Origin of the sequence: Stenotrophomonas terrae, assembly GCF_039674165.1 — a bacterium.
In the GTDB taxonomy this organism is placed as follows: domain Bacteria; phylum Pseudomonadota; class Gammaproteobacteria; order Xanthomonadales; family Xanthomonadaceae; genus Stenotrophomonas; species Stenotrophomonas terrae_A.
Genome location: NZ_JBDJMY010000004.1, coordinates 50,798 through 63,778 on the forward strand (window position 1 = coordinate 50,798; position 12,981 = coordinate 63,778).

14 protein-coding genes are annotated in these 12,981 nt (G+C 64.7%); 9 read left to right on the forward strand and 5 right to left on the reverse strand.

Annotation, left to right across the window (positions count from 1 at the left end):
• Nucleotides 1-8: 8 nt before the first annotated feature.
• The 4 genes from ABE493_RS02895 to ABE493_RS02910 all read right to left on the reverse strand — a co-directional run bounded on the left by ABE493_RS02895 (nucleotide 9) and on the right by ABE493_RS02910 (nucleotide 4,569).
• Nucleotides 9-1,127, reverse strand: coding sequence for a hypothetical protein (locus ABE493_RS02895; RefSeq protein WP_346497103.1), 1,119 nt, complete (start codon nucleotides 1,125-1,127; stop codon nucleotides 9-11).
• Between the two features lie 262 nt (nucleotides 1,128-1,389).
• Nucleotides 1,390-1,983 carry a thioredoxin family protein gene (locus ABE493_RS02900; RefSeq protein ID WP_430980701.1) on the reverse strand — a complete coding sequence of 198 codons (594 nt, stop codon included), beginning with the start codon at nucleotides 1,981-1,983 and terminating at the stop codon, nucleotides 1,390-1,392.
• An 11-nt stretch (nucleotides 1,984-1,994) separates the two neighbouring features.
• Nucleotides 1,995-3,503 carry a peptide MFS transporter gene (locus ABE493_RS02905; protein WP_346497105.1) on the reverse strand — a complete coding sequence of 503 codons (1,509 nt, stop codon included), beginning with the start codon at nucleotides 3,501-3,503 and terminating at the stop codon, nucleotides 1,995-1,997.
• A gap of 205 nt (nucleotides 3,504-3,708) precedes the next feature.
• On the reverse strand, nucleotides 3,709-4,569 hold the full coding sequence (locus ABE493_RS02910) for a tryptophan 2,3-dioxygenase (RefSeq protein ID WP_346497107.1): 861 nt from the start codon (nucleotides 4,567-4,569) through the stop codon (nucleotides 3,709-3,711).
• Between the two features lie 521 nt (nucleotides 4,570-5,090).
• On the opposite strand from ABE493_RS02910, the gene pdhA reads away from it, so the two are divergent.
• From pdhA to ABE493_RS02955, 9 genes are all read left to right on the forward strand, one after another.
• Nucleotides 5,091-6,179, forward strand: coding sequence for a pyruvate dehydrogenase (acetyl-transferring) E1 component subunit alpha (gene pdhA / locus ABE493_RS02915; protein ID WP_346497109.1), 1,089 nt, complete (start codon nucleotides 5,091-5,093; stop codon nucleotides 6,177-6,179).
• A complete protein-coding gene (locus ABE493_RS02920; protein ID WP_346497111.1) occupies nucleotides 6,172-7,251 on the forward strand; it encodes an alpha-ketoacid dehydrogenase subunit beta in 1,080 nt (359 codons plus the stop codon). The genes pdhA and ABE493_RS02920 overlap by 8 nt, the downstream gene beginning before the upstream one ends.
• 1 nt (nucleotide 7,252) lies before the next feature.
• On the forward strand, nucleotides 7,253-7,606 hold the full coding sequence (locus ABE493_RS02925) for an SH3 domain-containing protein (protein WP_346497113.1): 354 nt from the start codon (nucleotides 7,253-7,255) through the stop codon (nucleotides 7,604-7,606).
• Nucleotides 7,603-8,982, forward strand: coding sequence for a dihydrolipoamide acetyltransferase family protein (locus ABE493_RS02930; RefSeq protein ID WP_346497115.1), 1,380 nt, complete (start codon nucleotides 7,603-7,605; stop codon nucleotides 8,980-8,982). Before ABE493_RS02925 ends, ABE493_RS02930 begins: the two co-directional genes overlap by 4 nt.
• A 347-nt stretch (nucleotides 8,983-9,329) precedes the next feature.
• Complete coding sequence (locus ABE493_RS02935; protein WP_346497117.1) at nucleotides 9,330-9,671, forward strand: hypothetical protein; 342 nt, start codon at nucleotides 9,330-9,332, stop codon at nucleotides 9,669-9,671.
• A gap of 24 nt (nucleotides 9,672-9,695) precedes the next feature.
• A complete protein-coding gene (locus tag ABE493_RS02940; RefSeq protein WP_346497118.1) occupies nucleotides 9,696-10,325 on the forward strand; it encodes a DUF998 domain-containing protein in 630 nt (209 codons plus the stop codon).
• A 39-nt stretch (nucleotides 10,326-10,364) separates the two neighbouring features.
• Nucleotides 10,365-10,751: a VOC family protein gene (locus tag ABE493_RS02945; protein WP_346497120.1), complete on the forward strand. Its 387-nt coding sequence runs from the start codon at nucleotides 10,365-10,367 to the stop codon at nucleotides 10,749-10,751.
• A gap of 70 nt (nucleotides 10,752-10,821) precedes the next feature.
• Nucleotides 10,822-11,244 carry a hypothetical protein gene (locus ABE493_RS02950; RefSeq protein WP_346497122.1) on the forward strand — a complete coding sequence of 141 codons (423 nt, stop codon included), beginning with the start codon at nucleotides 10,822-10,824 and terminating at the stop codon, nucleotides 11,242-11,244.
• Between the two features lie 82 nt (nucleotides 11,245-11,326).
• On the forward strand, nucleotides 11,327-12,091 hold the full coding sequence (locus tag ABE493_RS02955; protein ID WP_346497124.1) for an SDR family NAD(P)-dependent oxidoreductase: 765 nt from the start codon (nucleotides 11,327-11,329) through the stop codon (nucleotides 12,089-12,091).
• Nucleotides 12,092-12,236: 145 nt separating this feature from the next.
• Here ABE493_RS02955 and ABE493_RS02960 read toward each other — a convergent pair whose 3' ends face one another.
• On the reverse strand, nucleotides 12,237-12,869 hold the full coding sequence (locus ABE493_RS02960; RefSeq protein ID WP_346497126.1) for an NAD-dependent epimerase/dehydratase family protein: 633 nt from the start codon (nucleotides 12,867-12,869) through the stop codon (nucleotides 12,237-12,239).
• Between the last annotated feature and the right edge of the window lie 112 nt (nucleotides 12,870-12,981).

The window sequence follows — 12,981 nt, forward strand, 5'->3', positions numbered from 1 at the left end:
ACCGACGATCAACTCAGGTGCTTGCGCCGCGCATAGATCCACGGCGCGGCAAGGGCCGCGATCGCACCACCTGCAAAACCCAATGCCGCAGCCACCGCCGCCGCTTCCACGCGGCCGGGCAAGGCCAATGCTGCAAGCAGCAACAGGCCGGCCGGCAGGCCGATGAACGAGGCCAGGAAGAACCGCCAGCGCGGCACCCAGGTGTGCAGCTGCATCAGGCTGGCGCCGGTCCAGGCGTCGTTGGCCTGGTCACGTCCGATTTTGTCCACAAGCTTGACCAGGTCAACCTCGGCAGCCGCCTTGCCCATCCGCGCCAAGGCCAAGGCCGCGCCAACTTCGGTTGGATCGGGCCAATTCGAAGGCCATGCCTGCGGCGCGGCAACGCCATAAGCGGTCAACAGCGGCAGCGACAAGGCGGGCACCGGCAGCGCGCGCAGCCGCCGCTTGTCCATAACGCACCAGAACTGGGTCAGGCCATCATGATTGACCTGGTACAACGCCAGCTGCTCCGGCGCCGGATACGGCAAGGCGGTGACCCGCGCGGCCATCGATTCCACCCCCATCGTGCGCAGGAAGCCGACCCGGCTGCGCCCACTCTGCGCCCAGCCCAGGCCCAGCGGCGACAGCAGCATGACCTCGGCGTGATCGCTGGCACCGCCGTTGGCGCGCTCATCGCTGGCCAGAAAAGCCGACAAGGAATTGGGCTCGGCCACGTCGGCCTTGCCCCAGCGCTGCGAATGCCCGAGCAGGAACTTCAATGGCACCCGCGCGGCAACGGTTTCGCCGCGCACGCTGTCGGAGGCGAACGGCACCACGCTGGCGACGAAGGCGCGCAGCTCGTTGCCGGGCGATGCACTCCATTCCGGCGGCAGCAGACCAGCGAGCAGGCCGTTGCGCGCCAGCTGGTCGATCTGTTCCTTCTGCTCGACCAGCCGTGTCACTGCCGACTGCAACATGATGTTCGGCGGTACCGCGGCCTGCGGCAGCCGGTAGCGCGGCGGCGGCGCGGGGTCGTCCGGCGCCGCGCTTTCGTCCAGCAGTTCGTCCACCGTGGGCAGGCTGGTGCCGGACAGGTCCTGTTCGGCGGTCACGGCGGTGCTGGAATCGGAGCTGGCAACTGGCTGCATGATGAGTGAGGGCGATGAGCCGGATGCAGAGGGATTGATCCGTTAGCGGCCGCACGCGAACAAAATGAAGATGAAGGCTGTTGCTTTGCCCCCTCCCTTGCGCATCGCGCAGGGGAGGGTTGGGGAGGGGTGCTTTGGCTTTACTTCCAGCAAACAGCAAACAGCAAAATCAAAGGCACCCCTCCCCAACCCGATGCGCAAGGGAGGGGGCAACGAAAAACGGCGCCTTTCGGCGCCGTTTTCGTTCAATCACATCGCAGGCTTACTTCGCCGGCGGTGCCCATGCTTTCAGGAAGGCATCGAACTTGGCACGGTCGTAACCCTTGCCCTTCTCCAGATCGCCAGTGAACTGCGAATGCAGCAGCTCGCCTTCGGCGTCCAGCACGAACAGATGCGGGTAGCCCTTGATCTGCGGGAAGCGCGAGAGGAACTTCGCGTTCTCGTTCTCCGGGCTGTAGTTGACCTTCATCCACACGTAATTGGCATCGCGGAAGCGGCGCAGCTCCGAATCACCTTCCATGAAGGTGTCCAGCAGGTGGCACCACGAGCACCACTCGCCGCCCACATCCAACATGATCCGCTTGCCACCACGCTGGGCCTCGACCTTGGCCGTTTCCAGATCCGCAGCCGGGTCGCGGGCCGGGTCGAACTGCGCGTTGAGCCCAGCCACCGCAGCGATATCCGCTGCGGTGGGGGTATTGCCCGAGGCCACCGGTTGGCTGGTGTCGGCCACCGGCGCCTTCTGCTCGGAGGTATCCAGTGGCTGCACCTTTTCCGGTGCCGCAGGCGGTGGTTGATTGCAGCCAGCCAGCGCCACGCCAAGCAACAGGGGAACCATTCCGAACAGCAGTTTCATCGCGTAACTCCTTACTTCACACCGTGCATCAGTTTCTGTACCAGCGGGGCGATCAGGAACAGCAGCACGCCGCCGCCGATCAGGATCCAGAAGCCCATCGTGTAACCGGCATGGGCCGACTGTACGGTCATGCCACCGGCGCCGCTGACGTGGCCGGCGAACAGACCGGCCAGATTGTTGCCGATGCCGGTGGACAGGAACCAGCCGCCCATCGCGAAACCGACCAGCCGCACCGGTGCCAGCTTGGTCACCATCGACAGACCGATCGGCGACAGGCACAGCTCACCGATGGACTGGATCCAGTAGACCGCGAACAGGGTCCAGAACGGGATCTTGTTGGTGCCCGGCTCGAGCAGGCTGGACAGGGCGAACATCAGCAGCAGGAACGCCAGGCCGTTGAAGATCAGGCCCAGGCCGAACTTGCGCGGGATCGACGGATTGGCCTTGCCCAGGCGCACCCACAGCCACGCCAGAATCGGCGCCAAGGTGATGATGGCCACCGAGTTGACCGACTGGAACCACGCGGTCGGGAAGGTCCAGTCACCGAACTGGCGGTCGACGATGCGATCGGCCAGGAAGGTGAAGGAGCTGCCGGCCTGTTCGAAGAACATCCAGAACAGCACGTTGAAGGTGAAGATGATCAGCATCGCGATCACCCGGTTGCGCGCAACCTTGCCTTCGCGCACGCCTTCAATCAGCAGCATGATGCCCAGGCCGATGAACATCACCGTCAGGATCACCTGCAACACGTTGGCACCGGCATTGAGCAGGCCGTACATCACCGGGATGGCAACCAGGCAGGCGATGGCGGTCTTGATCACCGGGCCACTACCCTGCTTGTCCGGCAGCGGCGCGCCGATGCCCTTCAGGTGGTGACGTTCGAACTGGAACCACACCAGGCTGATCAGCATGCCGATGCCCGAGGCGATGAACACCATCTTGTAGGCCGGCATGGCCACGGTGCCAAACACCTTCTCAGCCAGGATCTGGGTGAGGATCGGCGAGATCATCGCACCCATGTTGATGCCCATGTAGAAGATGGTGAAGCCCGAATCGCGGCGTTCGTCATCCAGCTTGTAGAGCTTGCCGACCATGGTGGAGATGTTCGGCTTGAACAGGCCGTTGCCGACGATGATCGTGGCCAGGCCGAGGTTGAAAATCTGGTGGTTGGGAATGGCGATCATGAACAGACCGGCCGCCATGATCACCGCGCCCATCAGGATCGAGCGTTGGTAACCAATGATCCGGTCGGCGGCATAACCACCAAAAATCGCGCCCGCATACACCAGTGCCAGGTAGGCACCGTAGGTGTGGCTGGCCGATTCCTCGCCCTTGGCGTCGCCGCCAAAGAACTGCGACACGATGTACAACACCAGCGCCCAGCGGATGCCGTAGAACGCAAAGCGTTCCCAGAACTCGGTCATGAACAGCATCCAGAGCGGACGCGGATGGCCGAGGGTGGTCTTGAACTCCGGCACGGGCGCCGGGGTTGATGCGGAATTCGGCGCGGCAGCGCTCATGCGGTGTCCCCTGATGGTTTGGGCAAATACAAAAAGTCGGCCGGAACCGGCGCGACGGGCGAGGATCACAGAAGCGTCGGCTTCACGTCAAATACATACTGCTGCAACCAACGCCTGCGCCGGGCATGTGCCAGGCCATCAGCACCCGCTCGCGGGCGCTGCGCAAGTTTCTGAATAGGTTGGGTTTTCAACCCTGACGGCGGTCTCAGGCGTCGGCCCGGATGGTGGTGCGCACCTCGAACAACTCGGGGAAGAAGGTCAGCTCCAGTGCCTGCCGCAGGAAGCCCACGCCGCTGGAACCGCCGGTACCGCGCTTGAAGCCGATCACCCGCATCACCGTACGCATATGCCGGAAGCGCCACAGCTGGAACTGGGTTTCCAGATCCACCAGGTCTTCGCACAGCGAATACTCACGCCAATAGCGGTCGGTGTCCTGATAGATGTTCTCGAACACCTGGCGCAGGGCCGGGTCGGTGACATGCGGCTGGGTCCAGTCGTGGCCTTCGTAGGTCGCCGGGATGGCATGGCCGAAGCGCGCCAGGTAGGCCAGGAACTCCTCGTACAGGCTGGGCGCTTCCAGCACCTCACGCAGCTGCGCCTGCCCTTCCGGATCATGGGCGAACACGTTGAGCATGTCGGCGTTCTTGTTGCCCAGCAGGAATTCGATATAGCGGTACTGCAGCGACTGGAAGCCCGAGGACGGGCCCAGCACATCGCGGAAGCCCATGTATTCGGAGGGGGTCAGGGTTTCCAGCACCGCCCACTGCTCGGTCAGCAGGCGCAGTACCTGTTTGGCCCGGGCCAGCACCTTGCGGCACTGCCAGACCTCGTCGCGCTGCATGTGGCCGCGCGCCGCGCGCAGTTCGTGGGCCAGCAGCTTGAGCCACAGCTCGGAGGTCTGGTGCTGGATGATGAACAGCATTTCGTCGTGGTGCGGCGGGTTGGACAGTGGCTGCTGGGCGCTCAGCAGCTGGTCCAGGCGCAGGTAACCGCCGTAGGTGAGCCGGCCCTGCAGGTCGGTATGGATACCGGCTTCGAGCTCACGCTGGTTCTTTTCTACGGTCATCGGCCTGGCCATCGGATGGGGCGGCAAGGGTAACGCAGGCCACGCCATCTGCCCCTCCCTTTTGCCACAGGCAAAGGGGAGGGTTGGGGAGGGGTAAGCCCTTCGCGGACTGATCCGGTGCCAGCTTCGCGGCTTACGCCGCTCCCACAAAAAACCGCGGCGCTGAGGTGTAGAGCCGAGCCGTGCTCGGCTGGGGCATTCCTGGTGGAGCCCCTGCCGACCATGGGTCGGCACGACATGGGCGCTCGTGGTAGAGCCCCCTGCCGAGCCGGGCGCGGCACTACCCGTCTTCCCGCGCAAACGGACTCGAAACACGCTTGAAGCCAAGCGGCGCGACAATGTGCCGCTTGTGTGCTTTCAGCCTGAATACGTTGCGTTTGCTCGCCCATGCTGAGCCCGGCGGAACAAAACCGCCCTGTACCCGGTCAATCTTGCTGCGGCGCAGGACGGCTTTTTCGAAGGGAGTCCTTACCATGTGCAATTCCTATCATTTGAAACCATCTGTCTAAGGTGTTGCTGCAATGACGGTTTCCGCCCAGTTCCAAATCAATTATCTGCAGTACCTCGATGCCGACGGCAACCTGGTACGTGACGATCTCCCCGCCTCGCTGCGTGACCCGCGCTCGCTGCTGCCGATGTTCAAGCAGATGCTGGCCACCCGGGTGTTCGACACCAAGGCCGTGGCGCTGCAGCGCACCGGCAAGCTCGGCACCTTTGCCTCCTGCCTGGGCCATGAAGCCGCCCACGTCGGCATCGGCGCCGCCATGAAGTCCGGCGACGTGTTCGCCCCCAGCTACCGCGAGTACGGCGCCATGTTCATGCGCGGCGTGCGCCCGCGCGACGTGCTGATGTACTGGGGCGGCGACGAGCGCGGCAGCGACTACGACCGCGACAGTGACGCGGTCCGCGATTTCCCCATCTGCGTACCCATCTCCACCCAGTGCCTGCATGCGGCCGGTTCGGCGCTGTCGTTCAAGCTGCGCAACCTGCCGCAGGTGGCGGTCAGCGTCTGCGGCGACGGCGGCAGCTCCAAGACCGACTTCTACGCTGCGGTGAACTCGGCCGGCGCCTACAAGCTGCCGCTGATCCTGTGCGTGGTGAACAACGGCTGGGCCATCTCGGTGCCGCGTTCGGCCCAGACCGGCGCCGAAACCCTGGCCCAGAAGGGTCTGGCCGGCGGCCTGTTCTGCCTACAGGTGGATGGCAACGACCTGATCGCGGTGCTGGCCGCGATGGAACAGGCGCGCGAGCGCGCCCTGTCCGGCGAAGGTGGCACGGTGCTGGAACTGCTCACCTACCGCCTGTCCGACCACACCACCGCCGATGACGCACGCCGCTACCGCGACGATGCCGAAGTGAAATCGGCCTGGTTGAAGGAACCGCTGATCCGCCTGCGCAAGTACCTCACCGCGCAGGGCGTGTGGAGCGAAGAAGAAGAAAAGAACTGGATCGCCGAATGCGGCACCCGCGTGGATGAGGAGGTCAACGCCTACCTCAGCTGCCCGGTGCAGCCGGTCGAAGCCATGTTCGACTATCTATATGCCGATCCGCCGCCGGACCTGCTGGCGCAGCGTGCAGCCGCCATCGCTCTGGAGCAGCGCCATGGATGACATCAAGCGCAGCGCAACGGTCACCCCGGCCAGCCACGATCACGGCGTCGCGCACAGCGCGGCGAGCAACAGCGGAGACAACCCGATGACCGCCACCCCGATCACCCTCATCGAAGCCGTCACCCAGGCGCTGGCCTGGGAAATGGAACACGACCCCTCGGTGCTGGTGCTGGGCGAAGACGTGGGCGTCAACGGCGGCGTGTTCCGCGCCACCGCCGGCCTGCAGCAGCAGTTCGGCTCGCAGCGCGTGCTCGACACCCCGCTGGACGAAACCACCATCGCCGGCCTCACCGTCGGCCTGGCCGCACAGGGCATGAAGCCGGTGGCCGAAGCGCAGTTCGACGGCTTCGTCTACCCGATGGTCGATCACCTGATCTGCCACGCCGCACGCCTGCGCAACCGTACCCGTGGCCGCCTGCATTGCCCGATGGTGCTGCGCGTGCCGTGGGGCGGTGGTATCCGTGCACCGGAACACCACAGCGAAGCCAACGAAGCCATCTTCACCAATGTGCCGGGCATGCGCGTGGTGCTGCCGTCCAGCCCGCAGCGCGCCTATGGCCTGCTGCTGGCGGCGATCCGCGAGCCGGATCCGGTGATCTACATGGAACCCAAGCGCATCTACCGCCAGTACAAGGAAGTGGTCGTCAATGACGGCGAGGCACTGCCGCTGGACGTGTGCTTCGTGCTGCGTGACGGCACCGACGTGACCCTGGTCACCTGGGGCGCACAGGTCAAGGAAGCACTGGAAGCGGCCGACAAGCTGGCCGGCGAAGGCATCAGTGCCGAAGTCATCGACGTGGCCACGCTGCGTCCGCTGGATTTCGCCACCATCGCCGAGTCGGTGGCCAAGACCGGCCGCTGCGTGATCGTGCAGGAAGCGCCGAAGACCGCTGGTTTTGGTGCCGAAATCGCCGCACGCCTGGCCGAAGAATCGCTCTACGACCTGCTGGCACCGGTCGAGCGCGTTGCCGGCTATGACACCCACATCCCGCTGTTCCGCCTGGAAATGAAGTATCTGCCCAGTGTCGAGCGGATTGTGACCGCCGCCAAGCGCGCGGTCGCGGTGGGCTGACATGCTGGCACGTTTGATTGGCAGCTACCGCAGCCAATACCGCAATCCCCTGCAGTTCCGTACCGGGCAGATCGTCGAGCTCGGTGTACGCGACGAGGAATGGCCCGCCTTCGCCTGGGTGAAAACCAGCGAAGGCAGCGCCGGCTGGGCGCCGGTGGCCTGGGTGCGGGTATTGGACAATGGCCGTGCCGAAGCGCTGCGTGACTACAGCGCCCGCGAGCTGGACGTTGACCGCGGTGAGCAGGTACGGCTGCATCACGAACATGGTGGCTGGTGGTGGTCCGAACGCGCCGATGGCGCGCAGGGCTGGCTGCCGGCGCGCGAACTTGAATTGCTGGAAGAGAATTGCACATGAGCCAGACCAAGAATTTCAACCTGCCCGATCTGGGCGAAGGCCTGCCGGACGCCACCATCGTTGAGTGGTTCGTCAAGGAAGGCGACGTCATCAAGCTCGACGAGCCGCTGGTATCGATGGAGACCGCCAAGGCCGTGGTCGAAGTACCCTCGCCGTTCTCCGGCAAGGTGCTGAAGCTGGCCGGCGCTGCCGGTGACATCGTGGTGACCGGCCACGTACTGGCCAGTTTCGAGCTCGACCCCAACCTGCCGCAGCGCGCCGAAGGTCAGGACACCGGCCATCACCACGGCGCACCGGCTGAAGCCGCACCTGCCGCTGCGCCGGCTCCAGCGCCGGCCACCGCTGCCGCCGAACGGGCAGACGAAGGCACCGTGGTCGGCGCCATGGTCAGCTCCAATGCCGTGCACACCGAACAGGCCGTGGCCGTCGGTGGCGTCAAGGCGGTACCAGCCGTGCGTGCGATGGCGCGCAAGCTGGGCGTCGACCTGGCCCGCGTACGTGCCACCGGCGCCGAAGGCGCGGTGACGATGAATGATGTGAAGCAGGCCGCGGCGAATCCGTCGACTTTGCTCCCCTCTCCCACCGGGAGAGGGGCTGGGGGTGAGGGTCCGACCTCCACTGCAGCTGCCGTACCCTCACCCCAACCCCTCTCCCAGGCGGAGAGGGGCTCAAGCGCCCGCACCCCGCTGTCCGCTGCTGGCAAGCCGATGCGCACTGCCCCTCCGGGCGTGGTTGCCAAGGGCCAGCCGGAGCCGCTCAAGGGCGTGCGCCGCAACATGGCGCGGGTGATGGCCGATGCGCACAGCAAGGTCGTGCCGACCACGCTCAGCGACGACGCCGACATCCACGCCTGGGCGCCGGGCAACGACATGACCTCGCGTCTGGTCCGCGCCATCGTCAGCGCCTGCCAGGCCGTGCCGGCCATGAATGCCTGGTTCGACGGTGACAACCTCACCCGCACCCTGCACGCCCAGGTCGACATCGGCATTGCCGTGGACACCGACGATGGCCTGTTCGTACCGGCCCTGCGCAACGCCGACATGCTCGATGCACGCGGCGTACGCGAAGGCATCAACCGTCTGCGCCAGCAGGTGGAAGACCGCTCGATCGCCTCCTCGGAACTGAGCGGCTATACCATCAGCCTGTCCAACTTCGGCATGTTCGCCGGCCGTTACGCCACGCCAGTTGTCGTGCCGCCATGCGTGGCCATCGTCGCCGCCGGCCGTGCCCGCTTCCAGGTCACCCCGGTGATGGGCGGCATTGAAACCCACAAGGTCATCCCGTTGTCGGTCACCTTCGATCACCGCGCCTGCACCGGCGGCGAAGCGGCGCGCTTCCTGCGCGTGCTGATTGATGACCTGGCCAAGGTTCACTGATAGTTTTCGCAGTGTGAATTCGGGCCCGCAGCGATGCGGGCCTTTTTTTGTGCTGGGTTTGGGGTTGCTTTGGGTTTGCTTGCTTGGTTTTTGCTTGATTTGGTTTGCTTTGGGTTTGCTCTGGGTTTGCTTGCTTGAAGCTTCCCCTCACCCCAACCCCTCTCCCGTGAACGGGAGAGGGGCTAATGCACTGCGAGCGCAAGCTTTGCGAGCCCCTCTCCCGCCTGCGGGAGAGGGGTTGGGGTGAGGGCAGCTTTTGATCTTCAACCAAACATCACCCACCGGTAACCCGAACCCACACATCGAGCGCTACGATTGCCCTACCCACACCCGCCATCAAGACCGCCATGGGCACCTGGACCTGCAGCAACTGCAAGGAAATCAACGAAGACACATTCGACCAGTGCTGGAAATGCGGCACCCATGCCGATGGCGCGCCACCGCCACGCGGCTATCAACGCGAAGAAAGCACGTCCTGGACACAGCCACCGCGTCTGATCGAATGCCCGCGCTGCCCTGGCATGCGCATGGAGTTCATCGGCCGCAAGCGCTTTCATGAGGGTTCGCAGTCCATGCCCTTCCTGCTCGGTGACATCAGCGAGTTGTTCGTCAACCGCGAAGAGTTCGACCTGCATGCCTGCCCGAGCTGCGGCAAGGTTGAATTGTTCCTCGCCGACCGGGTCCGCTGAACCCAACAGACAGTGGGTGTAACAATGCGCAGCCGCCGTTGCCTGATCCTGCTGTTTGTCGCCATGTATCTGTTGATGCTGCTTGGCGGCGCCGCGCTCAAGCCCGGCTATTCACCGCTGTCGCAATACATCAGCGAACTCGGCGCCAGCGGCAGCGCGCATGCGCAGCTGATCAGTCTTTTCGGCTTCGTTCCGGTTGGAGTATTGGCAGCAATGCTGTTGTGGTCGTTTGCCGCGATAGTGCCGGTCACTGGAACCAGCCGGCTCGGCTACTGGCTGCTGATGTTCGAGCCCTTGGCGTGGATAGGGTCGGCGCTGGCACCTTGCGATCCTGGTTGCCCCAACAGCGGCAGTCTGTCGCAATCGCTGCATACCCTGCTCGGCGTGTTCACCTATCTTGGCACCGCCCTTGGGCTGATTCTGCTGGCCACCAATTCCGAAATCCGCCCTGCCACGCGCGCCCTGTGGATCGCCTTGGCCGCGTTCTGGTTGCTGATGTTTGCGCTGATGGGGCTGGAACCGCTACAGCCATGGCGCGGCCTGCTGCAACGCCTGGCCGAATGGAGTGTGTACGCCGCACTGTGCATCAGCGCATGGCGATTGAGCGGCCCAGCGCGCGTCGGCCACAGCGCGATAACACGCGCGCCCGGATAGCCGGTGTACGCTGCGCTCCTCTGCCACCGGAGCATCCGCATGAGCCACCGCAGCCGTCTGGCCGGTTTCATCATTGATTGCCAGGGCACCGACAGCGATGCCGCCGCCGCATTCTGGGCGCCCGCACTCGGCTTGCATGCCGAGCCCGCCTACACCGAAGACGATGGTGCGCAGTACGCCGAGCTGTCAGGCGCACCGGCTGAGCTGCATGTCGAGGTACAGCGCGTTGAACATGCACCGCGTGTGCATCTGGATATCGAATCTGACGATATCGACGCTGAAGCAGACCGGCTTGAAGCACTCGGCGCACGCCGCATCGGCAAGATCAAACGCTGGTGGGTGATGGAAGCCCCGACCGGCCACCGCTTCTGCATCGTGCAGATGAAACATCCGGAACGTGGCCCAGTACCCACTACCTGGAAGTGATGAACTTTTTTCACGACTTCATGCGTTGTGATGTGTTGCAATGCGCGTTCAACTTCAAGGAGCGAACAGCATGGGTTTGATCACCGGAATGATTGTGGGCGGTCTGGGCGGTTTGGCCGCCATCAACATCCTCGCGCTGATGGCAAAAAACAGCGGCAGGCCGCACGACATCACCACCTTCAGCTCCGATGAGAACGTGCTGGCCAAAGTTGATGCCTGGGCAAGTGCACATGGCTACCGCCAGGTCAGGGACATCGACGGCACCCGCGTCTATCGCAAGGGCAACAACATCCTGACCTCGCCGATGTACCTGGAAGTCACCCAGGACGGCAACAAGTACAGCGTCAAGAGCTATACCCAGGTCAATGGACTCATCCTCAGGGGTGATCTTGCGCTCACCGGCGACACCTTCATCGCCAAGGTGCCGCGCTCGATGGCCAAGAAAGCACAGAACACCTTGTTCGCTTCATTGAACGTGCCCGGCCTGCCCTGACCGAGCGGGCAGCGCTGCATCCGTCGCCGCTGCGCAACGACACGGGGATAATGTGCGGCCTGGGTCTATCGGAAGCGCAACAATGAATCCCCCTGTTTCTCTACACAATGCACGTGTATTGGTTGCCGGCGGCAGCCGTGGCATCGGCTTGGCCATCGCTGCTGCCTTTGCCCGCGAAGGGGCAAACCTCAGCATCTGCGCACGCGGCGCAGCGGCGCTGCAGCAGGCCGCTGAAATGCTGTTGCGCGAAGGTGTAACCACCGCGCACACGCAGCAATGCGATCTCGCCGATCCGGCGCAGATCCACGCCTGGATCGATGCCGCCGCAGCCGCGCTGGGCGGTGTCGATATTCTCATCAACAATGCCTCCGGCTATGGCAACGGCAATGACGATGCCAGCTGGCAGGCCGGTTTCGATATCGACCTGATGGCCGCGGTGCGCGCCAGCCGCGCCGCCCTGCCCCATCTGCGCCACAGCACGCTGCCGGCCATCCTCAACATCAGCTCGATCAATGCCTCGGTACCCACGCCGCGCGCGGCGGCCTATTCCGCCGCAAAAGCCGCACTGAACTATTACACCGTGTCGCTGGCCACCGAGCTTGCGCGCGAGAGCATCCGGGTCAACGCACTGGCACCGGGCTCGATCGAGTTCCCGGGCGGCCTGTGGGACCAGCGCCGCAGCAGCGCACCGGAACTCTACGAACATATCCGCGCCAAGATCCCGTTCGGCGGCTTTGGCAATGTCGAGGATGTGGCCAGCACGGCAGTGTTCCTGTGCTCGCCAGCGGCGCGCTGGATCACCGGCCAGGTGCTGGCAGTGGATGGCGGGCAGTCGCTGCCGGCGTAAGCAAGCCGTAGGCGGGTGTTTGTAGGAGCGGCGTAAGCCGCGAAGCTTGCGCCGTCACAGATCCAGGGCTTCGCGGCTTACGCCGCTCCTACAAATCATCTGGCTTCGCGGCTTACGCCGCTCCCACAACGCAAGGCTATCGGCCTCACACCAGCTCCGCCGAGCCCACGATCCGCACGCCCGGGCGCGGGCTCAAGGCCGCCTCGACCAGCGCATCGGCAATCCGCGTGGCCGGATTGATCCGCCATGCGCGCGGCAATACCGGCGCCAGCGTTCCCAACACCACACTGGCCAGGTGCTCACCGGCGCGCCGCTGCGCACGTTCGCCGCCTATCAGGCCCGGGCGGACCAGGGTCAACGAGGCAAACCCCAGCGTGCGCAGGTCCTGCTCCAAGGCACCTTTGACCCGGCTGTAAAAAAACGGTGAGCGCGGGTTGGCGCCGGCCGCCGAGTTCAGCGCGAACACCTCGCAGCCATTGCCGCGCACCGCCCGTGCGATGGCCAGTGGGTAGCCATGGTCAATCCGCTGGAAGGCCTCGCGTGAGCCGGCCTGCTTCATCGTCGAGCCCAGGGCACAGATGGCCGCGTCCACCTGCCAACCGCCTGCCACAGTGGCCAGGTCCTCGAAATCCAGCACCGGGTTCAGCAGCCGGGCGTGCGTTTGCGCCAGCGCGCGCCGGCTTGGCGCGATCACCGCGCTGCAGCGCGGGTCGGCCAGCAACCGCTGCAATACCTGCGCCCCGACCAGGCCGGTGGCGCCAGCCAGCAATACCCGCATGATGTGCTCCTGTGATCTGCTGCAATTCAAGCCCGCTGTTACCTTGCCGATAATGGGGCTTGGATACCACCTCCGGTTGCGCACAGGCGCGGCCACAACCCGCCCGGACCTC